Origin of the sequence: Streptomyces sp. NPDC048290 (assembly GCF_040652095.1) — a bacterium.
Taxonomy (GTDB): domain Bacteria; phylum Actinomycetota; class Actinomycetes; order Streptomycetales; family Streptomycetaceae; genus Streptomyces.
The window spans coordinates 382,905-404,603 of sequence record NZ_JBEZLM010000005.1 but is presented as its reverse complement, the minus strand read 5'-3'; the positions used below and the strand labels follow the sequence as shown (position 1 = coordinate 404,603).

The 21,699-nt window shown below is 74.1% G+C and carries 15 protein-coding genes and 1 pseudogene; 12 read left to right on the top strand and 4 right to left on the bottom strand.

Annotation, left to right across the window (positions count from 1 at the left end; all coding sequences use genetic code 11):
• The first annotated feature begins 51 nt into the window (after nucleotides 1-51).
• Complete coding sequence (locus AB0D49_RS11240; protein WP_362754442.1) at nucleotides 52-267, top strand: I78 family peptidase inhibitor; 216 nt, start codon at nucleotides 52-54, stop codon at nucleotides 265-267.
• Nucleotides 268-283: 16 nt separating this feature from the next.
• On the opposite strand, the gene AB0D49_RS11235 is transcribed toward AB0D49_RS11240, so the two are convergent.
• Both AB0D49_RS11235 and AB0D49_RS11230 read right to left on the bottom strand, forming a co-directional pair.
• On the bottom strand, nucleotides 284-1,507 hold the full coding sequence (locus AB0D49_RS11235; RefSeq protein WP_362754439.1) for a phosphatase PAP2 family protein: 1,224 nt from the start codon (nucleotides 1,505-1,507) through the stop codon (nucleotides 284-286).
• Between the two features lie 264 nt (nucleotides 1,508-1,771).
• Nucleotides 1,772-2,929 carry a glycosyltransferase family 39 protein gene (locus AB0D49_RS11230; protein ID WP_362754436.1) on the bottom strand — a complete coding sequence of 386 codons (1,158 nt, stop codon included), beginning with the start codon at nucleotides 2,927-2,929 and terminating at the stop codon, nucleotides 1,772-1,774.
• 330 nt (nucleotides 2,930-3,259) lie between these two features.
• Here AB0D49_RS11230 and AB0D49_RS11225 point away from each other — a divergent pair, with 330 nt between their 5' ends.
• Both AB0D49_RS11225 and AB0D49_RS11220 read left to right on the top strand, forming a co-directional pair.
• Nucleotides 3,260-4,876 carry an MFS transporter gene (locus AB0D49_RS11225; RefSeq protein WP_362754433.1) on the top strand — a complete coding sequence of 539 codons (1,617 nt, stop codon included), beginning with the start codon at nucleotides 3,260-3,262 and terminating at the stop codon, nucleotides 4,874-4,876.
• Nucleotides 4,877-4,985: 109 nt separating this feature from the next.
• Nucleotides 4,986-6,188 carry an acyl-CoA dehydrogenase family protein gene (locus AB0D49_RS11220; RefSeq protein WP_362754430.1) on the top strand — a complete coding sequence of 401 codons (1,203 nt, stop codon included), beginning with the start codon at nucleotides 4,986-4,988 and terminating at the stop codon, nucleotides 6,186-6,188.
• 70 nt (nucleotides 6,189-6,258) lie between these two features.
• Here AB0D49_RS11220 and AB0D49_RS11215 read toward each other — a convergent pair whose 3' ends face one another.
• The gene (locus AB0D49_RS11215; protein ID WP_362754427.1) at nucleotides 6,259-6,696 is read right to left on the bottom strand and encodes a cell division protein SepF; all 438 of its coding nucleotides are present in this window, start codon (nucleotides 6,694-6,696) and stop codon (nucleotides 6,259-6,261) included.
• Nucleotides 6,697-7,042: 346 nt separating this feature from the next.
• Here AB0D49_RS11215 and AB0D49_RS11210 point away from each other — a divergent pair, with 346 nt between their 5' ends.
• The 7 genes and pseudogenes from AB0D49_RS11210 (at nucleotide 7,043) to AB0D49_RS11180 (ending at nucleotide 15,683) form a co-directional block, all read left to right on the top strand.
• Complete coding sequence (locus AB0D49_RS11210; RefSeq protein ID WP_362754424.1) at nucleotides 7,043-8,206, top strand: DUF5685 family protein; 1,164 nt, start codon at nucleotides 7,043-7,045, stop codon at nucleotides 8,204-8,206.
• Nucleotides 8,207-8,764: 558 nt separating this feature from the next.
• On the top strand, nucleotides 8,765-10,528 hold the full coding sequence (locus AB0D49_RS11205; protein ID WP_362754420.1) for an FAD/NAD(P)-binding protein: 1,764 nt from the start codon (nucleotides 8,765-8,767) through the stop codon (nucleotides 10,526-10,528).
• Between the two features lie 50 nt (nucleotides 10,529-10,578).
• On the top strand, nucleotides 10,579-11,388 hold the full coding sequence (locus AB0D49_RS11200; protein ID WP_362754417.1) for an LLM class flavin-dependent oxidoreductase: 810 nt from the start codon (nucleotides 10,579-10,581) through the stop codon (nucleotides 11,386-11,388).
• Between the two features lie 100 nt (nucleotides 11,389-11,488).
• Nucleotides 11,489-11,704 (top strand): annotated as a pseudogene (locus tag AB0D49_RS11195) (LLM class flavin-dependent oxidoreductase); the annotation flags it as partial.
• Between the two features lie 499 nt (nucleotides 11,705-12,203).
• Nucleotides 12,204-13,043 (top strand): DUF1684 domain-containing protein, encoded by an 840-nt coding sequence (locus AB0D49_RS11190; RefSeq protein WP_362754414.1) that lies wholly within the window; start codon nucleotides 12,204-12,206, stop codon nucleotides 13,041-13,043.
• A 244-nt stretch (nucleotides 13,044-13,287) separates the two neighbouring features.
• Nucleotides 13,288-14,193 carry a S1 family peptidase gene (locus AB0D49_RS11185; RefSeq protein ID WP_362754411.1) on the top strand — a complete coding sequence of 302 codons (906 nt, stop codon included), beginning with the start codon at nucleotides 13,288-13,290 and terminating at the stop codon, nucleotides 14,191-14,193.
• Nucleotides 14,194-14,600: 407 nt separating this feature from the next.
• Nucleotides 14,601-15,683 carry a S1 family peptidase gene (locus AB0D49_RS11180; protein WP_362754408.1) on the top strand — a complete coding sequence of 361 codons (1,083 nt, stop codon included), beginning with the start codon at nucleotides 14,601-14,603 and terminating at the stop codon, nucleotides 15,681-15,683.
• 116 nt (nucleotides 15,684-15,799) lie between these two features.
• Here the strand turns inward: AB0D49_RS11180 and AB0D49_RS11175 are convergent, their stop codons facing one another.
• Complete coding sequence (locus tag AB0D49_RS11175; protein ID WP_362754405.1) at nucleotides 15,800-16,870, bottom strand: DUF3533 domain-containing protein; 1,071 nt, start codon at nucleotides 16,868-16,870, stop codon at nucleotides 15,800-15,802.
• A gap of 177 nt (nucleotides 16,871-17,047) precedes the next feature.
• Between AB0D49_RS11175 and dnaE the strand changes: the two genes are divergently transcribed.
• Together dnaE and AB0D49_RS11165 are read left to right on the top strand one after the other, a co-directional pair.
• Nucleotides 17,048-20,614, top strand: coding sequence for a DNA polymerase III subunit alpha (gene dnaE, locus AB0D49_RS11170; protein WP_362754401.1), 3,567 nt, complete (start codon nucleotides 17,048-17,050; stop codon nucleotides 20,612-20,614).
• Nucleotides 20,611-21,603 carry a hypothetical protein gene (locus tag AB0D49_RS11165; RefSeq protein WP_362754398.1) on the top strand — a complete coding sequence of 331 codons (993 nt, stop codon included), beginning with the start codon at nucleotides 20,611-20,613 and terminating at the stop codon, nucleotides 21,601-21,603. Before dnaE ends, AB0D49_RS11165 begins: the two co-directional genes overlap by 4 nt.
• Nucleotides 21,604-21,699: the final 96 nt, after the last annotated feature.

The following is a 21,699-nucleotide window of genomic DNA, read 5'->3' as shown; positions in this document are numbered from 1 at the left end:
CGGTGTCCGGCTCCGCTTCCGCCTTTTGCGCCGAGCGCCTAGCGTGGCGTCATGGCACGGATACCGACACCCCCCAGGGACCCCGACGACCGCACCGACAGCTATGTCGGCCTCGACGCGGACGCCGCCGAACGACGGGCGCGGGAGCGCGGCTGGAGCACGGTCAGAGCGCTGCCGCCGGGCGCCATCATCACCATGGAGTACCGCCAGGGACGGCTGAACTTCGAGGTCAGGGACGGACGGGTGACCCGCGCCTGGAAGGGCTAGGGGGTGTCTGACGGACTCACGCGTCGCGCTGGCCGTTCGCGGTGAGCGGGCGGCCGGTCGGCGGGCCGCCGCGGGCGGGACCGCGCTCGGTGTGCGGGGGGCGGCGGGTGCCGGTCGGGGTGACCGGCGCGCGCTCGCCGCGGACCGGGTGCGTGCCGTGCGCGCCGGGGCTCAGATGGGCCGCGGCGCGGGTGGTGGCCCCGCGCGGGGTCGCGGCGGGCTCGCAGACGGCGGCTTCGTGCGCCGCGGGTACGGGTGCGGATGCGGGCGTGGATGCCGGTGCGTGCGCGGGTACGGGCTCGGCGCCCGGCGCCTGGTACGGCGGGAACGCCGGCACGGAGGCGGCCGGTGCGGCCGGAGTCGCCGGGGCGGGCGGACCGGCTGGAGTCGCCGACGCGGCGGAGGGGGCCGGGGCGGACAGCGGGACGGGCGCCAGGGCCGGGACCTGGGCCGGGGCGCCGCGCCGGGCGGGCAGCCGGGCAAAGACTCCGTCGCGCAGGGTCAGCAGCCAGGCTTCTGCCTGGCTGATCAGCGGCTCCATCCAGGGCAGCGCCAGCAGCACCAGCAGCCCGGCGGCCCAGCCCAGCAGGACATCGCTCAGCCAGTGCGTGCCGAGATACACCGTGGTCAGGCCCACGGACAGGGACATGATGGCGGACAGCGCCGACAGATAGCGGCGGGCGGCGGGCGTAGACGCCAGATAGGCGAGGATGCCCCAGGTCACCACCGCGTTCGCGGTATGGCCGGAGGGAAATATGTCGCTGCCGGCCTGGAACCAGTGCCACATCTCGTTGGAGCCGACCTCGGTCGCGTAGTGCGGACCCGAGCGGCCCAGGCCGTACTTGACCGCGCCCACCGTGATGTTGAGCAGCAGCAGCGCCGTGCCGAAGGCCAGCAGCGGGCGCAGGGTGTGCTGCCGCCAGCAGCGCCAGCCCAGCCAGGCGGCGACCATCACGGCCGTCGGACCGCGCTGGCCGAGGACCACCCAGTAGTCCAGGAACGCGTGCACCTCGGGCCACTGCTGGTAGGGGCGGAACAGCATCGCCTGCCAGTCCAGCCGGACCAGCCATGAGGTGGTCACGACCGCCAGCACGATCGTGATGTAGAAGGTGAGCGTCGCGCCGAAGAGCACCGCCCGGTGCCGCGTCATCCGGGGTACGTCGAGGCCCGGCCGGGCCGGCTCACGGTCCAGTCGGGCGAACATCCGGTCCAGCCGGGTCGGCTTTGGTTCGGTACTCACTCAATCGACGTTACAGGGAGTGAGCTGTGAATCCCGTGCGGACTGCGCCTTTGTGATGACCATGTGATGTGGGATTGGTCGCGGCGCCGACGAATTCCCAAGGAATCCACAATCCTTGAGCCGCCGTCACCTTAAATTCCTTTGATCATTCCAAGTGCGGCGTTTTACTTGGATTATGAATTCGTTCACCGGGGCATGACGAGGAATTTCCCCGCCGCTCACCCGGTCGGGTGACCGGACCCCGGGGCCGCCGGGCCGCCACCGTCACGGCGGGCCCGAGCCGTTCAGCCAGAACGCCCCGTACACCGCCGCCGCCACCGCGACGGCCCCCAGCGCGGTCCCCGCCCGGGGGACACGGGTCCGGGCCAGCGCCACGGCGAGCGGCAGCAGCAGCGGGAAGGCCGGCATCAGCAGCCGTGGCTTGGACCCGAAGTAGCTCGACGCGCACAGGGCCAGTGCGGTGACGACCCCCGCGTACACCAGCAGCGGCAGTGGCTGGCGCTGCCGGACGCAGACCGTGTACAGCCAGATCACCAGGGCGACCCCGGCGAGCAGGCCGAGACCCGCGAGGACGGACCCCGGGGAGGGGGAGGCGAACTTGGCGGCGATGAACCGGGCGAAGGCCACACCGCCGTCGAAGCCGTTGCCCCAGCCCGCCTGGACGTCGAGATAGCCGAGCGGGCCGCCCCCGGTGCGGTGCCCCACCCACAGCACGTATCCGGCGGCGCCCAGCGGCGCGAGCAGTACGCCGAGCACCGGCCGCACGGGGAGCGGGCGCCCCGCCCGGCGCTCCCGGAGCAGATGCGCGAGCGCCCCCGCCCACACCGCCGCGACCACCGCCGCCCCCACCGGCCGGGTCAGCCCCGCCAGCAGCGCCAGGGTCCCGGCGGTGAGCCAGCGGCCGGTCAGCACCGCGTACAGCGACCAGGCGGCCAGCGCCGTGAACAGCGACTCGCTGTACGCCATCGACTGCACGATCCCGACCGGCAGCACCGCCCACAGCAGCACCGCGCACACCCCGGCCCGGCGCCCGTACAGCAGCTCCGCGACGGCGAAGATGCCCCAGGCCGCCGCGAGCGAGGCGACGACGCTCACCGCGAAACCGGCGTCCGCGTACGACAGCGGGGTCAGCTGCTGCCCCAGCCGCTCCAGCCAGGGCAGCAGCGGGAAGAACGCGAGATTGGAGTGCACGTCCCCGTCGGGCAGCCGTACCTCGTAGCCGTAGCCCAGTTCCGCCACCCGGGTGTACCAGAGCGCGTCCCAGCGGGCGGTCAGCAGGGTGTACGCGCTCTTGTCCCGCGCGGCGCTCCAGCCCGCCAGCACCAGCAGTCCCAGGACGCGGACGGCCGCGAACCCGAGGAGGGCCGGGGCCGCCCGGCGCAGCCCGGGAGGCGTTGCCACGCGCGTTTCAAGATCGGTCACAGGCTCGATTATCGGATGCGGACCCGGCGGCCCGGCCGACCGGGTGGGGTGCGGACGACGGAGAAGGGGCGGAGAAGGGACGGAGAAGCGGGAGAGAAGTGGGAGAGAGGGAGTGGCGGAGCCGGACGGGGGAGTGGTGTACGCCACAGGTGTGGAGGTGACGTGGGGTGAGGTCCGCCACGCGGCATCCGGAGGGCGTCGCGTACGCTGACGTGTCACTCGCCGTCCGCCGCGCGGGCCGGAGACCACCGCTCCTCTCCGGCCGAGTCATGGGGGAGCCCCACCCCCGCGATCCCGCCGACGGCGAGGGAACATCTGGGAGGTACGTACATGCTCGGGACGACCACGGCCGCCGCTGCGCTGCGCCGTCGGGCGGCCGGGGCCGGTGCCAACCGCTGGGTCGTCCTCGTGGTCCTCTGCACCAGTCTGCTGCTGGTCGCGGTCGACGCCACCGTGCTGCATGTCGCGGTACCTGCCGTCACCGAGGACCTCCGCCCCAGCGCGATAGAGCTGCTGTGGATCGTCGACACCTATCCGCTCGTCTGCGCCGCCCTGCTGATCCTGTTCGGCACGCTCGGCGACCGGGTGGGCCGCCGACGGGTGCTGCTCCTCGGCTACGCGCTGTTCGGTGTGGCCTCCGCCATGGCGGCGCTCGCCGATACCGCTCAGGTGCTGATCGTGGCGCGGGCGCTGCTCGGTGTCGGCGGCGCGATGATCATGCCGGCCACGCTGTCGATCCTGCGGCAGGTCTTCCCCGACCGCCGGGAGCGGGCCGTCGCCATCGGGATCTGGAGCGCGGTCGCCGCGGTCGGCGCGGCCGTCGGACCGCTGCTCGGCGGGTTTCTGCTGGAGCACTTCTGGTGGGGTTCGGTCTTCCTGGTCAATATCCCGCTGATGCTGGTCAGCCTGCCGGTGGGGCGGCTGCTGCTGCCCGAGTCCACCGGCTCGGGCGACGGCCCCTGGGACGTGGTCGGCGCGCTGATGGCGGCGGGCGGGCTGTTCGGGGTGGTGCTCGGGGTCAAGCGGCTGGGCGGCGGCGAGCAGATGGCGAGCCCGTTCACCGTGCTGCCGTTGGTCGTGGGCACGGTCCTGCTGGTCCTCTTCGTCCGGCGGCAGCGGCGGCGCCGCCATCCGCTGGTCGATCTGAAGCTGTTCTCCCGTCCGGCGTTCAGCACCTCCGTCGGCTGCATCGTGCTGGCGATGCTCGCGCTGGTCGGGCTCGAACTGATCGCGGCGCAGTACCTCCAGCTGGTGCTGCGGCTGTCGCCGCTGGAGACCGGGCTGCGGCTGCTGCCGCTGACCGTCGCCGCGATGGCCGCCGGGCTGGTCGGGGCGCGGCTGCTGCGGCGGTTCGGGCCCCGGCGGATGGTGGCCGCCGGGTTCTGCCTCACCGCGTTCGCGGTGGTGCTGCTGACCGCGATGGGCCGGGAGGACAACGCCCCGCTGCTGCTCAGCGGTTTCGTCCTGCTCGGCTTCGGCCTGGAGGTGACCCTCTTCGGGTCGTACGAGTCGATGCTCGCGGAGGCTCCCCAGGAGCAGGCCGGGGGCGCGGCGGCGATCGGCGAGACCTCCTACCAGCTCGGTGCCGGGCTGGGGATCGCGCTGCTCGGCAGTGTGATGAACGCGGCCTACGCACCCGGGCTGAAGGCGGTGCCGGGCGTCCCGGCGTCGGCGTCGGCCGCTGCGGGCCACTCCCTGGGCGAGGCGTACGAGGTGGCGGGTCGGCTCGGCGGGTCCGCCGGGGGCGCCCTGCGCCGGGCGGCCCGGGACTCCTTCGTCCAGGGACTGCATATGACGCTGCTGGTCAGCGCGGGGCTGTTGCTGCTGGGGGCGGTGATGGCGCTGCGGCTGCCCCGGCTGATGCAGTGCGAGGCCGGGGTCGTGGAGGTCCCGGCGCCCCGCGAGGTCGCCCATCCGCCCGCCCGTGACTCCCTGCTGCGGAGCTGACGGACCGGGACTCCCCGGCAAGGCCCGGTCTCTGGATCTGCGGGGCGCCGGGCCGTAGCGTCGGCGTCAGTTCCTAGCGCTGCTAGTTTTCCGCATCTGGAGGCCCTCCATGTCCGCCCAGTCCCCGTCGTCCGCTCCGCCCGTCCGCTTCGACCCCCGGGACCCGCTCGGCCTCGACGATCTCCTCGAACCCGAGGACCTCGCCGTCCGGGACACCGTGCGCCGCTGGGTGGCGGACCGGATCACCCCCCAGGTGGCCGAGTGGTACGAGAACGGCGAGCTGCCCGGCATCAGGGAACTGGCACGGGAACTCGGCGCCCTCGGCGCGCTCGGTATGCCGCTCGACGGATACGGGTGCGCCGGGGCGAGCGCCGTCCAGTACGGGCTGGCGTGTCTGGAGCTGGAGGCGGGGGACTCCGGTATCCGCTCGCTGGTGTCGGTGCAGGGATCGCTGGCGATGTACGCGATCCACCGCTTCGGCAGCGAGGAACAGCGCCGGGAGTGGCTGCCGCGGATGGCGTCCGGCGAACTGATCGGCTGCTTCGGGCTGACCGAGCCCGACCATGGCTCGGACCCCGCCTCGCTGCGGACGCGCGCGGTGCGCGACGGGTCGGACTGGGTGCTCACCGGGCGGAAGATGTGGATCACCAACGGGTCGGTCGCCGGGGTGGCCGTGGTGTGGGCGCAGACGGACGACGGCATCCGGGGATTCGTGGTGCCCACCGACCGGCCCGGGTTCTCGGCGCCGGAGATCCACCACAAGTGGTCGCTGCGCGCCAGCGTCACCAGCGAGCTGGTGCTCGACGCGGTCCGGCTGCCCGCCGACGCGGTGCTGCCGGAGGTCACCGGGCTGCGCGGACCGCTGAGCTGTCTGTCGCACGCCCGGTACGGGATCGTGTGGGGCGCGATGGGCGCGGCGCGCAGCTGCTTCGAGACGGCCGTCGACTACGCGAAGTCCCGGGAGCAGTTCGGGCGGCCCATCGGCGGCTTCCAGCTGACCCAGGCCAAGCTGGCGGACATGGCGGTCGAACTGCACAAGGGGATTCTGCTCGCCCACCATCTGGGGCGGCGGATGGACGCCGGGCGGCTGCGGCCGGAGCAGGTCAGCTTCGGCAAGCTGAACAATGTGCGCGAGGCGATCGAGATCTGCCGTACCGCGCGGACGATCCTCGGGGCCAACGGGATCTCGCTGGAGTACCCGGTGATGCGGCACGCGACCAATCTGGAGTCGGTGCTCACCTATGAGGGCACGGTCGAGATGCACCAGCTGGTGCTGGGCAAGGCGCTCACGGGGCTGGACGCCTTCCGCTGAGTCGAGCGCGGGCCGTCCCCGACCTGGGAGGCGGGGCGAGCGTGGGCGGGGCCGGGTGAGCGGCCCCGCCTCAGCTCTGGTTGAAGAAGCCGTCCGTGCGATGCGCGGCCGACTCACCGCTGATGATCTCCGTGTCCGCCGGGGTCAGCAGGAACACCCGGTTGGACACCCGCTCGATGGAGCCGCGCAGCCCGAAGATCAGGCCCGCCGCGAAGTCGACCACGCGCTTGGCGTCGCCGGCGTCCATCGCCGTCAGGTTCATGATGACCGGGACCCCGTCCCGGAACAGCTCGCCGATCGCGCGGGCGTCCCGGAAGCTGTCCGGGGTGACCGTGCCGATCCGGCGGCCCTTCTCCTGCGCGGAGTCCGTGGCGACCTTGACCCGGGGGTCCGTGACCCAGGCGTCCTGGGACTCGTTGCCCTCGTAGTTGTCGTCGTCGTAGTAGCGCTCGTCTTCACTGTCGTCGACGAGGCCGAGCCACGCACTCGCCTTGCGCACCGATCCCATGGACGCCTCCTCTCACTGCGGTCTCATCTGCGTTCCGCATCCCTATGGTCATCCATGATGCGTATGACGCGCCAAGTGGATAGACGCCGCGCGGGGGGTTTGTGACGGTACTGGTGCACGGCCGATCCGTCGAGAGCCCGTGTGCCCCAAGGCTTCCCAAGGGTCTTGGTGGTCATGGCTGCTGACTGTGAGTGAAATATGACTCTTCCCGGCGTATGGGTGAGGGACGGGGTCGTACGGGTGAACGAGACCTCCGGTGCGCGCGGTCGGCTGGCCGATATCATGCCGCCCGGGGGCGCCTGTCCGACAGGGCGTCAATATCGGTGCGTACCACGGGGGGAACGCCATGTTCGGGATCGTCCGGCCCTGCCGTCATCGGCTCGGGGAGCGGCTGGCAGCGCAGTGGATGGCGCATTTGTGCGGGTTGTGTCTCGCCCTGCGCAAGGACCACGGACAGTTCGCCAGGATCGTCACCAACTACGACGGGTTGCTGATCTCCGTGCTGACGGAGGCTCAGCTGTCCGCGCCGGTACGGGAGACGGGCGCCTGGCGGCGCACCGCCGGGCCCTGTCCGCTGCGCGGGATGCGCACCGCCTCCGTCGCCCGCGGCGAGGGCGCCCGGCTGGCGGCGGCGGTGTCGCTGGTGCTGGCCTCGGCCAAGGTGCGCGACCATGTCGCCGACGGGGACGGGCTGCTGGCCCGGCGTCCGGTGGCACCGGCCGCCCGCCGGGTCGCCGAGAGCTGGGGACGGGCCGGGGCGCGCGGCGGGTCCGCCGTCGGCTTCGACACCGGTGTCCTGGTCGACGCCGTCGAGCGGCAGCTCGGCATCGAGGCGCTCGCCGGTCCCGGCACCCCGCTGCTCACCGTCACCGAGCCCACCGAGTCGGCCACCGCCGCCGCCTTCGCGCACACCGCCGTGCTCGCCGGACGGCCCGCCAACGCGGCCCCGCTCGCCGAGGCGGGACGCCTCTTCGGGCGGCTCGCGCATCTGCTGGACGCCGTCGAGGACCGGGACACGGACGCCGCGGCCGGTGCCTGGAACCCGCTCACCGCCACCGGCACCCCGCTCACCGAGGCCCGCAGGCTCGCCGACGACGCCGTGCACGGCATCCGGCTGGCGCTGGCGGAGGTCGCGTTCGACGAGGGACGGCTCGCGCACCGGCTGCTGGTGCACGAACTGCCCGCCTCCGTCGACCGCGCCTTCGGCACCACGTCCTGCGCGGCGCACGGCCACCACGACGTCCGCGGCGCCAACCCCTTCGCGCCGCCCGGCAGCCCCGGCACCCCGCCGCCGCCCGAGCCGCCGCGCAGACGCGGACTGATCCCGGGCTGCGCGGTGTTCCTCGGGCTGGCCTGCACCTGCCAGCTGTGCTGCGGGGAGTACGACGATCCGTGGACCGGTGAGCGCCGACAGGGCGGCTGTGAGGGCTGCGACTGCTGTGAGTGCTGCCAGTGCGACGGTTGCGGTGACGGATGCTGCTGTGACGGGTGCGGTGGCTGCAACTGCTAAGCGGTGACCGGGTACCGGTGGGTGGGGCGAGCGGGTGAACCCGAGGGTGGCTGACTGCTGACGCGAGGGGCGCGTGTGGAGGCGAGGGCTGCGCGTCCCGACGCCGGGCGGACCGGTGGGCGTGCGGGAGTCACGCGGGAGACACGGGAGGCGTCCGCTCAGCGGGACGGACGCGGGCAGTGCGGTCGGGGTCGGCTCAACAGGAACAGGACCACACGCGACCGAAGTCGATGTGGGAGCGGGTGACCAGCCACTGCTGCGGATGCATGGGGCAAGTGGAACAGGCATCCGGTTTCCCGTCAACCGCCGCCCGCCGCGCCGCTCACAGTTCGGACAGCCTTGACATGGCCCGCGAACGGGCCCGTACTCTCATCGCACCACGGCCCTGCTGAGGGGCTCGGCCGTGCCGCGCCGCCAGCGGCGCCCGTGTGAAGGCACCACCGGTGTTCGAGTTTCTCGAACCGTTGTGTCATGGAGCCTTCGTATGCCTTCCAGGGCCCTGAGTGCCTTCCCTCCTGCGCGTCCCCTCCGCCCCGTCCGTTGCTTTGGACCCGTGCGATGAGGCCCTCCGTGGTGATCGTCGGCGCCGGGCCGCGCGGGACCGGGGTGATCGAGCGGCTCGCGGCCAACGCCCCCGAGCTGTACGCCGGTACGGGCCTCGACCTGCATCTGGTCGACCCGTATCCGCCGGGCGCCGGACGGGTCTGGCGTACCGACCAGTCACCGCTGCTTTGGATGAACTCGCACGCCGAGGACGTCACCATGTTCACCGACGACACCGTGACCATGGACGGCCCCGTCCGCCCCGGGCCCACCCTGCACGAGTGGGCGGGCGTCGCCGGGCACACCTTCACCGACCGCCGGCTCCAGGGCGCCTATCTGCGCTGGGTGCACGAGCGGGCGGTGGCCGCCCTGCCGCCCGGGGTCACCGTCCACCACCACGCCCGGCGGGCCATACGGGTCGGCGGGTCCCGCGAGGGGCGCCAGCGGGTGTGGCTCGCGGACCGGCCGCAGCCGCTCCTCGCCGACCTGGTGATCCTCACCCTCGGCCATCTCGACGCCGAACCCGACGCCGAACAGCGCGAGCTGAGCGCGTACGCGGCCACCCATGGGCTGGTGCACCTCCCGCCGGAGTTCACCGCCGACAGCGACCTCGACGTCCTCGCGCCCGGCGAACCGGTCGTGGTGCGCGGCTTCGGACTGGCCTTCGTCGATCTGATGGTGCTGCTCACCGAGGGACGGGGCGGACGCCACGACGGGGACACCTATGTGCCCTCGGGCCGGGAGCCGGTGCTGTACGTGGGCTCGCGGCGCGGAGTGCCGTACCACGCGAAGATCGGGTACGACCTGGACGGGGAACGGCCGCCGCTGCCGAGGTTCCTGGGGCCCGCGCAGATCGACGGGCTGCTCGCCCGGCCGGACGGCGTCGACTTCCGGCGGGACGTCTGGCCGCTGGTCGCGAAGGAACTCGGCTTCGCCCACTACCACCGGCTCTTCCACGCCCATCCGGAACGCACCCGCATGGACTGGACCGTCTTCGAGGAGAAGTACGCCGCCGGGGACGCCGGGGACGCCGGGGAGCGGGCCGCGCTCGCCGCGGCGGCCGTGCCCGACCCGGCCGACCGGCTCGACCTCGCCCGGCTCGACCGGCCGCTGACCGGGGTGCGCCATGGCTCGCACGCCGGGTTCCAGGAGGCGCTGCGGGACCATGTGGAACGGGACCTGACCCGGCGTCACGATCCCGCGCACAGCCCCGACCTCGCGGTCTTCCACGCCCTGCTGTCGGTGTACGGGCAGCTGGTGCGGCTCGGGGACATCGGGTCCTGGTGGCACGGCTTCTTCAGCTATCTGGCGTCCGGACCGCCGGGGCCACGGCTGCGGCAGCTCCAGGCGCTGTCCCGGGCCGGGGTGGTGCGGTTCGTCGGCGCCGACATGGCGGTGGCCGCCGAGGACGGGGTGTTCCGGGCGTCCAGTCCGACCGTGCCGGGCTGGAGCGTCGAGGCGCGGGCGCTGGTCGAGGCCCGGCTGCCGGACCCCACGCTGGAACGCGCCCGCGACTCCCTGCTGCGCGCGCTGCACACCGACGGCGCCGCGGCCACGCCCGACGGGCTGCTCGCGGTGGACCCGGCCGACGGGCGGGTGCTGGACCGGGCCGGACGGCCGCATCCACGGCGGTTCGCGCTCGGACCGCCCACCGACGGACGGGGCGCCGGGGCGTTCACCCGGCCGCGCACCGGCGGCCCGGCGTTCCGGCAGAACGACGCGACCGCGCGGGCGGTGCTGCGGTTCCTGGCGGCGCTGGACGGGCGCGCGGTCGCGTGATGTCCGGTCCCAGGGAAGGGCGTGCCCCGATGACCTCCTCTTACGGATCCTTGTCCGGTTCCTCGTACGGTCGTGGGCTGCCGCATCTCGCCGCCGCCGTGGATCAGCGGGTGCCGGGTGACGGGGGGAGCGTGGTCGAGCTGATCCGGCTGGCCGAGCGCGGCGGGCTGGACTTCGTGACGCTCGGCGACGGGCGCGGCGGGCCGGACGTGCCCGGGACGCTCGCCTTCGCGGCGCCGGTCACCCGGCGGATCGGGCTGGTCGCGCGGGTGGCCGGGCCGGACGCGGCGGCGCTCGGCACGCTCGACTGGATCAGCGGGGGCCGGGCCGGGGCGTGTACCGAGGGGCCGGGGGCGGCCGGGGACGTGGTGCGGGTGGCCGACGCCACGGCGGGGCGGGCCGGGCAGTGGGCCGATGTGGTGCTGATCCGGGCGGGCGGCCCCGAACAGGCCGCCGCCGCACGGGCCGAGGTGCGCCGGGAGGCCGCCGCGGCGGGCCGCGACCCGGCGGGGGTACGGGTGCTGGCGGCGCTGCTGGTCGACCTCGGGGACGGCGAACGGGCCGCCGAGCCCGGCCACGGCGGCGGCGGACCGCGCTTCACCCCGGGTGGGCCGCTGTACCGGGGCGGACCGGTCGACCTCGCCGACCTCGTCACGGCCTGGCACACGGGCGGGGCCGTGGACGGCTTCCATCTGACCCCGGTCGAGCCGCGCCGGGACCTGGAGCGGCTGGTGAACGGGACGGTGGGGCTGCTCCAGCACCGAGGGCTGTTCCGTACGTTCTATCCGGGCAGCACGCTGCGTGAGCACCTCGGGGTGGGCGCGCGGCGGCCGGACGGGGTCGCGGAGGGAGCGGCGTGAGCGGCGGCGTGAGCGGCGTGGCGCGGGAGAGGACGGTGTGATGGACGGGTGGCTGCGGCTGGGGGTGCGGCTGCCGCTGGACGACCCCGGGATCACCTACCCGGTGGTGGAGCGGCTGGCGCGCACCGCCGAGCGCGGGCTGCTCGACTTCGTCCTGGCGGACGGGGCGGTCCCGGCTCTCGACCCGGTCACCGTGCTGAGCGCGCTGGCCGCCGTCACCGGGCGGACCGGACTGGTCGCCGGGGTGCGGGGCGGGCGGGAACTCGCCCGCCGGGTGGCGGAGCTGGACCGGTTGAGCGGGGGACGGGCGGGGTGGGCGGGCTGGTCTGAACGGGCGGACCGGTCGGACCGGTCGGACCGGGACCGGGCGGGCCGGTCGGAGCGGGCGGGCCGGTCGGGCGGCGACGGGGAGGCGGGCGTGGTGAGCGGGGTGGGCCCGGTGGGCGTGACGGGCGTGGTGAGCCCGGTGGGCGCGGTGGGCGTGACGGGCCCGGTGGGCCCGGTGGGCGTGGCTGTCGTGGTGGTCCGTCGGGACGATCCGGGATGGGACCTCGCCGATCTGCGGATACTGGGGCCGGTCGGGATCGACGGCCCGCCCGAGGAGGTCGCCGACCGGATCACCGACGCCCCGGTCCGGCGGGCGGGCGCCGACGGACTGCTGCTCGCCCCGCGCGCGGTCCCCGACGGGCTGGACGGGTTCGTGGACCGCGTCCTGCCGCTGCTGCGCGGACGCGGCGTGTTTCGTACGGAATACGGGGGTGCGGCATGGCGCTCCCCTCTGGGGCGGACCGCCCCGGTAAGGAAGGGTTAGGTAGATGACGGACGCAACCGATGCGTGGAAGCGGTGGCACGAGGCGCGGCTGGAGTCGGTCTCGGCGCCCTATGGGCCGCTCGCGCTGACCGGCACCCACTGGCTGGAGGACTATCCGGAGGGTCGAATTCCGGCCACTCCGGGGGAGTGGACGGTCGACGGGGACGCCGTACTGCTCACCGCCGCCGCGGACGACGGGCTGACCCTGGACGGCGAGCCCTTCGCCGGGCGGGTGCGGCTGGCCGCCGACGCGGGACCGGCGCGTGCCGCCCGGGTGGCGCACGGGGCGCGCCGACTGGTGGTGCTGGAGCGCGAGGGCAGCTGGGGCGTGCGGGACTTCGACCCCGACGCGCCCGCGCGCCGGGCGTTCACGGGCATCGACGCCACCCCCTACCAGGAGCGCTGGTCGGTGCCGGGCCGGTTCACCCCGTACGACGAGCGGCGCACCGTGCGGGTCGGCAACGCGGACGGCCGGGAGCGCGGGCTCGGGCTCGGCGGGGAGCTGGCGTTCACCCTGGACGGGCGGGAGCTGACCCTCCAGGTGTCGGTGGAGGGCGACGGCTCGCTGTGGGCGGTGTTCGCCGACGCGACCAGCGGAAACGGTAGTTATCGGTTCCGCTTCCTGCGGCCCGCGGCGCCGGACGCCGAGGGGCGGACCACGGTGGACTTCAACCGGACGCTGCTGCCGCCGTGCGCCTTCGCCGATCACTTCATCTGCCCCTTCCCGCCGCCGGGCAACCGGCTGGAGGCGGCGGTCGCGGCGGGGGAGCGGGACGTGGCGCCGGGCGGCGCGGGGGACGGGGCGGGGGGCGGGGCGGGGGACGGGGCGGACGTGGCGCATTGACGCCGGGGGTCCGTCCCGACATCCGGGGGAAGCACAGGTAACGGCCTTCGGCGCCAGGGGGATTCGGGGGCGCGCGGCCGAAAGGCACCCTTGCGCCGATCGGCCGTGCCCCCGAATACTCCCCCTCAGCGCTTGTCAGGGTCACGGCAGAAACCGGAATCCGGACAACGGCCGACCCCGGCTGCGCCTCACGGGCCCCGACCCCACGAGAGGGCCCCCGACTTCCCCTGTGGAGGAACGAAAAGTGAGGATCAAGCGCACTACCCCCCAAAGCGGTATCACGAGACCGACCCGGCTGATCGCCGTCTCCACCGGACTCGTGGCCGCGGCCGCGATCGCGATCCCCAACGCGAGCGCGTCGGACGTCACCACCTTCAGCGCCAACCAGCTCAAGAGCGCCAGCGACTCGGTGCTCAAGGCCGACATCCCCGGCACCGCCTGGGCCGTCGACAGCAAGACCAACCGCGTGCTCCTCACGGTCGACTCGACCGTGTCCGACGCGGAGCTGGCCACCATCAAACGGCAGGCCGGAGCCAACGCCGACGCGCTGACCGTCAAGCGCACCCCGGGCAAGTTCAACAAGCTGATCGGTGGCGGCGACGCCACCTACGCGACCAGTTGGCGCTGCTCCCTCGGCTTCAACGTCCGTGACAGCGCGGGCACCTCGTACTTCGTGACCGCCGGTCACTGCACCGACGGCGCGGGCACCTGGTACGCCAACTCCGCCCGCACCACCGTGCTCGGCCCGACCGCGGGTTCCAGCTTCCCGGTCAACGACTACGGCCTGGTCCGCTACAGCAACACCACGATCACGAAGTCCGGCACCGCCGGGACCGTGGACATCACCAGCGCGGCCACGCCCGCCGTCAACACCAACGTCATCCGCACCGGGTCGACCACCGGCACCCGCACCGGCCGGGTCACCGCGCTCAACGCGACGGTGAACTACGGCAACGGCGATGTGGTGTACGGGATGATCCAGACCACGGTGTGCGCCGAGCCGGGCGACTCCGGCGGCCCGCTGTACGGCAGCAACGGGGTCGCCTACGGGCTGACCTCGGGCGGCAGCGGCAACTGCACCTCCGGCGGGACGACGTTCTTCCAGCCGGTGACCGAGGCGCTGTCCGCGTACGGCGTGAACGTGTTCTGAGCACCGTGCTGAACCCCGGCGGCTGACCGGATCAGGCGAGTCCCCGCGCATCTGGTGGTGTGCGGGGGCTCGCCCTTGTGTGGTGCCCGGGGGCGCCCTCGGTGTGCCGGTGGCGGTGCCTGTGCCTGTGCCTGTGCCTGTTCTTGTGCCACCCGCGCCCCCGCCTACCACCCGCTCGCACATGGTGTTTGCGCTGTGAACGATTCCGGGGGCGACCGTGGACGGACCTGTGGACGGCGGGCCGGTCAAGGCGTAGGGGGCGCACGGCCGTTGTCGTACGCGCGTCCTGAGGTCGACCTTGTGTGCTCCCTGCACCGGTCGGGATAGTGGGCCGCCAGTCCCAGCACAGAGCGGCCGGTCCGGGTCCCCACAACCTGGTCGGCCGTCCCCCCACAGGAGGACCTGAGTTGAAGCACCGACGTATACACCGGCGGCGGGTCGCCGCGGCCGGCGCGGGTGTCGCCGCACTGGTCGCGGCGGGTGTCACTTTCCAGACCGCGAACGCCAGCGAGGCCCCGGACATCGCACAGCCGAAGATCCTCTCGGCACCGGCGGCCGGAAGACTCGCCTCGGTCCTCGGTCAGGGCCTCGGCACGGACGCGGCCGGAACGTACTACGACGCGAGGACGGAGAGCCTCGTCGTCAATGTGGTCGACGAGGCCGCCGCCCGGGTCGCCGAGAAGGCGGGGGCGCGGGCGAGAATCGTCGAGCACACGCTCGCCGAGCTGACGGCCGCGCGGACCACGCTCACCGCGGACGCCGCCCTGCCGGGCACGTCCTGGGTGACGGACCCGCGCACCAACACCGTGGTGGTCACCGCCGACCGGACCGTGACCGCCGCCGGGTGGGCCACGCTCACCGAGGTGGTCGGCGCGCTCGGTTCCCGGGCCGAGCTGAAGCGGACGGCGGGGGAGTTCACCCCGCTCATCGCGGGCGGTGACGCCATCACCGGCGGCGGTGGGCGCTGTTCGCTCGGCTTCAACGTGGTCAAGGGCGGCGAGCCGTTCTTCCTGACCGCGGGCCACTGCACCGAGTCCATCTCCACCTGGTCGGACGCGTCCGGCACGGTGATCGGCAAGAACGCGGCGTCCAGCTTCCCGGGCGACGACTACGGCCTGGTCCGGTACACCGCCCAGGTCGCCCATCCGAGCCAGGTGAACCTCTACGACGGCTCCGCCCAGCGGATCAGCGGCGCCGCCGAGGCCACCGTCGGGATGGCGGTGACCCGCAGCGGCTCGACCACACGGGTCCACTCCGGCACCGTCACCGGCCTGGACGCCACCGTCAACTACGGCAACGGCGACGTCGTCGGCGGTCTGATCCAGACCGATGTCTGCGCCGAGCCCGGCGACAGCGGTGGCCCGCTGTTCTCGGGCAGCGGTGCCGTCGGACTCACCTCGGGCGGCAGCGGGAACTGCACCTCCGGTGGGACGACGTTCTTCCAGCCCGTGACGGAGGCGCTGTCCGCCACGGGGACACAGATCGGCTGACCTGACCGGTCGGCCGTGGCACGGGTCCCGCCTCTCCTCCGGGGGCGGGACCTCTCCGTATCCCGGAGCCGATCCCGTACCCCCGAGCCGACCCCGTACCCCGCAGCCACCCCCCGTCACCGCCGCTGCACGGTCGCCGCGTCCACCAGTTCCCGGCGGCGGCGCAGTCCGGACGACAGCAGGGTGAGCAGGATGCCGCCCAGGGCCCAGGCGGAGAGCACCAGCAGCGCGCCGGTGAGCGCGTTGCCGTGGAAGTAGGCGATCGAGCGGGCCGCCCAGGTGCCCGCGCCCGGCGGCAGCGCGGCGCCGATGGTCCCCCAGAACGGCGGCAGCATCGGGTACGGGAAGGCACCGCCCGCGCTGGGGTTGCCCGCGATCACCACCACCAGGATCGCCAGACCGATGCCGACGATCCCGAAGATCCCCTGGAGGGCGAGCGTGGCGGCGCCGACCGCGAAGGTGATCAGCGCGCCGAGCCCCCACAGCGCCCCCACCGGACCCGGCAGCGCGCCCAGCACCGGCCCGACGATCAGCGCCCCGCCGAGCCCTCCGACGACCGCCACCGCCGCCATCGCGGCCAGCCGGATCACCGCGCGGCGGGGGTTCGCGGGCCGCGCGCCGGTGCTGATCGCCAGGATCGAGGCGCACAGATAGCCGCCGACGCACCAGCCGACCACCAGATAGAAGGACGACAGCCCGTTGAAGTCCTCGGGGGAGGCCGGGGCCACGTCGACGGTCCGGACCGTCCGCCCCCGGGTCCCGTCCACCGCGCCGACCAGCCGCTCCAGGGTGGTGGCGAGGACCGTGCCGCCGCCGGAGGCGACCAGCAGGGTGTCGGTGGGCCGGGCCGGGTCCACGATCAGCGCCCCGTCGATCCGCCGGTCGAGGATCTGGTCGCGGGCGCTCGCCTCGTCGGCCAGCGGACGCGGGTCCAGCGGGGAGCCGGGCAGCTCGGCGAGCGCGGTCACCGTCCGTCCGGCCGCGGCGGCGGGGGCGACCACCCCGAAGGGCACGTCCCGGGGCCGGGGGTCGTGCAGCGCGCCCACATAGGACGCGATGAACAGCAGCTGGAGCGCGACCACACCGATCACCAGCAGGGTGGCCCGGGGGGTGACGGCGTCCCGTACCTCGGCGAGAAGGCCGTGCCGGGTCGCGGGTCCCACGGTCGGCGGCATTCCCTGTGTCATGTCCTCACGGTCCGGGTCCCGGGGCATTTGCGCAGGTGGGAGGCGGCCGAACGGATGTCGTACTGACGTTCGAAGATGGGTCGGGATGGGGGTATGGTGGGCGGTGGAAGAAAAGAGAACTGATGTTCGAGAGAGTCGGTCCGGAGCGGACCCGGCTCACCAGTGCGGGAGGTGCGGATGCCGGGCTTCACGCATCTGCGCACCGTCTCCGGGTTCTCCGCGCGCCATGGCGCCTCGCACCCGGAGCGGCTGGCCGAGCGCGCCGCCGAACGGGGCATGGACGCCCTCGCGCTCACCGACCGGGACACGGTCGCCGGGACCGTGCGGTTCGCCAAGGCGTGCGCGAAGGCCGGTGTCCGCCCCCTGTTCGGCGCCGACCTGGCGGTGGAGGGACCCGACCCGGTCCGCGCTGCCCCGCGCGGCGCCACCCGCCGTACCCCGGTGCGTGGCGGCGCCTTCCTCGACGAGTCGACCCCGCGCGTCACCTTCCTCGCCCGGGACGGCGCGGCCGGCTGGGCGGATCTGTGCCGGCTGATCACCACCGCCCACCAGCACCCCGACACCCCGCTGCTGACCTGGTCCGCGAACCACGCCGACGGTCTCACCGTGCTGCTCGGCCCCGGCTCCGACGTGGGCCGCGCCCTCGCCGCCGGACGCCCGGACCGCGCGGCCCGGCTGCTCGTCCCCTGGCGCGAGGTCTACGGCGACGCCCTGCGGCTGGAGGCCGTCTGGCACGGCCGCGAGGGCACCGGCACCGGCTCCCTGCGGCTGGCCGCCCGGACCGTCGGGTTCGCCGCCGAACAGCGCGTCCGGCCGGTGCTCAGCAACGCCGTGCGGTACGCAGACCGGGGCATGGGCCCGGTCGCCGACGTCCTGGACGCGGCCCGCCGGCTCGTCCCCGTGGACCCCACCAAGGAGCTGGACTCCGGTGAGGCATGGCTCAAGGACGCCGCCGCCATGCTGCGCTCGGCCGAGCGGATCGTGGAGGCGGCCGGGTTCCGGCGCGACACCGCGTACCGGCTGCTGGAGCAGACCCAGGCCACCGCCGCCGCCTGTCTGGTCGACCCCGAGGACGACCTCGGGCTGAACAGCGTGCACTTCCCCGAGCCGGAGCTGGTCGGCGCCGGGCGGCGCGGCGCCCAGCGGGTGCTCGCCTCCCGGGCGGCGGCCGGGATGGTCCGCCACGGCTACACCGGCCGCCGCGCCTACTGGGAGCGGATGCACGACGAGCTGGACGTCATCGCCCACCACGGCTTCGCCTCCTACTTCCTGACGGTCGCCCAGGTCGTGGACGATGTGAAGGCGATGGGCGTACGGGTCGCCGCGCGCGGCTCCGGCGCCGGTTCGCTGGTCAACCATCTGCTCGGCATCGCGCACGCCGACCCCGTCGAGCACGGGCTGCTGATGGAGCGGTTCCTGTCCCGGCGCCGCGCGGTGCTGCCGGACATCGACATCGACGTGGAGTCCGCGCGGCGCCTCGACGTGTACCGGGCGATCATCGGCCGGTTCGGCGCCGAGCGGGTCGCCACGGTCGCCATGCCGGAGACCTACCGGGTGCGGCACGCGGTCCGGGACGTCGGCGCGGCCCTGTCCATGGACCCCGCCGACATCGACCGCATCGCCACGTCCTTCCCGCACATCCGCGCCCGGGACGCCCGCGCCGCCCTGGCGGAGCTGCCCGAACTGCGCGCGCTGGCCCGGGAGGTACGGGACGAGGAGAGGAAGTACGGCCGGTTCTGGGACCTGGTGGAGGCGCTGGACGCGCTGCCGCGCGGGGTCGCCATGCACCCCTGCGGCGTGCTGCTGTCCGACGCCGGGCTGCTGTCCCGCACCCCGGTGGTGCCGACCAGCGGCGAGGGCTTCCCGATGGCCCAGTTCGACAAGGACGACGTGGACGACCTCGGGCTGCTCAAGCTCGATGTGCTGGGGGTGCGGATGCAGTCGGCGATGGCCCACGCGGTCGCCGAGGTGGCCCGTGCGACGGGGGAGCGGATCGACCTGGACGCGGTCGCGGACGGCGATCCGGCGACGTACGCGCTGATCCGGTCGGCCGAGACGCTGGGGTGTTTCCAGATCGAGTCGCCGGGCCAGCGGGATCTGGTGGGGCGGCTCCAGCCGGCCACCTTCGACGATCTGGTGGTGGACATCTCGCTGTTCCGGCCGGGGCCGGTCGCGGCGGACATGGTGCGGCCGTTCATCGAGGCCCGGCACGGCCGGGCGCCGGTCCGCTATCCGCACCCGGACCTGGAGGAACCGCTGAGGGAGACATACGGGGTCGTCGTCTTCCATGAGCAGATCATCCATATCGTGCACCTCATGACCGGCTGTGGCCGCGACGAGGCGGACCGGGTGCGGCGCGGACTGTCCGACCCGGGGTCGCAGGGCCGTATCCGGGTGTGGTTCGCCCAGCACGCGGCGGCCCGCGGATACGACGCAGAAACGATTCAGCGCACCTGGGGGATCGTCGAGGCGTTCGGGTCGTACGGCTTCTGCAAGGCGCACGCGGTCGCGTTCGCCGTACCGACGTACCAGTCGGCGTGGCTGAAGGCCCATCACCCGGCGGCCTTCTATGCCGGGCTGCTCACCCACGACCCCGGGATGTATCCCAAGCGGCTGCTGCTGGCGGACGCGCGGCGGCGCGGGGTGCCGGTGCTGGCGCTGGATGTGAACCGGTCGGGGGTCGCCCATCGGGTCGAACTGGTGTCCGAGGCTGAGGGTGCGGGCACGGCGTGGGGGCTGCGGCTGGCGCTCTCCGATGTGCATGGCATCACCGAGGCCGAGGCGGCGCGGATCGCGGACGGCCAGCCGTACGCCTCCCTGCTGGACTTCTGGGAGCGGGCCCGGCCCAGCCGGCCGCTGGCCCAGCGGCTCGCCCAGGTCGGCGCGCTGGACGCGTTCGGCGCCAACCGGCGGGATCTGCAACTGCATCTGACCGAGCTGCACCGGGGCGCGCGCGGCGCGGGCGGCGGCCAGCTGCCCCTGTCCGGCGGGCGCCGGACCGCCTCCGCCGGGCTGCCCGACCTCACCCCGGCGGAACGGCTCAGCGCCGAGCTGGGCGTGCTGTCCATGGACGCCTCCCGCCATCTGATGGACGACCACCGGGAGTTCCTGCGCGAGCTGGGGGTGGTGTCGGCCAAGCGGCTGCGCGATGCCCGGCACGGCGAGAGCGTGCTGGTCGCGGGCGCCAAGGCGGCCACCCAGACACCACCGATCCGGTCCGGCAAGCGGGTCATCTTCTCCACCCTGGACGACGGCACCGGCCTGGTCGACCTCGCCTTCTTCGACGACTCGCACGACGCCTGCGCGCACACCGTCTTCCACTCCTGGCTGCTGCTGGTGCGCGGGGTGGTGCAGCGGCGCGGGCCGCGCAGCCTCAGCGTGGTCGGCTCCGCCGCGTGGAATCTCGCCGAGCTGATCGAGCTGCGCGCCGAGGGCGGCCTCGACCAGGTGGCGACCCGGCTCGCGACGCCGGAGGGACGGGAGGTGCCGGAGGGGCAGGAGGGACAGGGGGCGCCGGAAGGACGGGAGGCGCCGGAGGGACAGGGGGCGTCGGAGGGGCGGGAGGTGCCGGAGGGGCAGGGGGCGCCGGAGGGACGGGGGGCGCCGGAGGACCCGACGCACGGCCGTCGGATCCGGCTGCCGACCGGATACGAGCTGCATCCGTGGGCCGATCTGCGTCCCGCGGGGCAAGAGCCCTCACAGGTACGGAAGTTGTGGCACCAGAGCCCGGGGAGTGCGGGATGACCATTCTCTGCGTACGTTTCCAGCAGCCGCCGCGGGACACCGCCGCGCCGTCGCCCGAAGGGGTCCTGCCGGGGCTGCTCGCCCTGCTGGAGGAGTTCACCCCGGTCGTCGAGGCGCTGCCGCCCGACGGGGCGCTGGCCGATCTGCGCGGCGCCGAACGGTACTTCGGCCGGGACGCGGTCCAGCTGGCGTCGGTGATCCGGGTGCGCGCCCTGGCCCGGTACGGCGTGGACTGCGCGATCGGCGCCGGACCCGGCCCGCTGCTCGCCCGGCTCGCGCTGCGCACGGCGGTGCCCGGGGCGACCCGCGCGGTGCCCGCCGACCCGGACGGGATCGCGGAGTTCCTCGCCGGGCAGCCGGTCGGTGTACTGCCCGGCGTCGGCACCGCGACCGCCCGCACGCTCTGCGCGTACGGCCTCGACAGCCTCGGCGCGGTGGCCGCCGCGCCGCTGTCCACGCTCCAGCGGCTGATCGGCGCGAAGGCCGGGCGCGAACTGCACGAGCGGGCGAACGGGGTCGACCGCGGCCGGGTGGTGCCGAACGCCGTCTCCCGCTCGCTGGTCGCCGAACGCCTCTTCGCCCTGGACGAGCTGGACCCCGACCGGCACCGGCGGGCGCTGCTCTCGGCGGCCGGGGAACTGGGCGGCCGGCTGCGGTCGCTGGAGAGGATCTGCGGGGGGCTCACCCTCACCGTGCGGTACGCGGACCGGTCCGCGACCACCCGCACCCGCACCCTGCGGGAGCCGACCGCGCACTCCGCTGCGCTGACCCGGGAGGCGTACCGGATGTACGAGGCGCTGGGGCTGCAACGGGCGCGGGTACGGGCGGTGCTGCTGCGGGCGGAGGGGCTGACGTCCGCCGAACGGGCCGCCCATCAGCTCACCTTCGACCCGGTGGAGGAGAAGGTGCGCCGGATCGAGGAGGTCGCGGACCGCGCGCGGGCGAGGTTCGGGGCGAAGGCGGTGATGCCGGGGAGTCTGGCGGCGTGACGCCGAGCGGGCCCCGGTGACGGACGGGCCGGGTTCCTGGTGCCGGCTTCGCGTGGGCGGGCGTGGCTGGTGGTGTCGACTTCGCGTGGGCGGGCC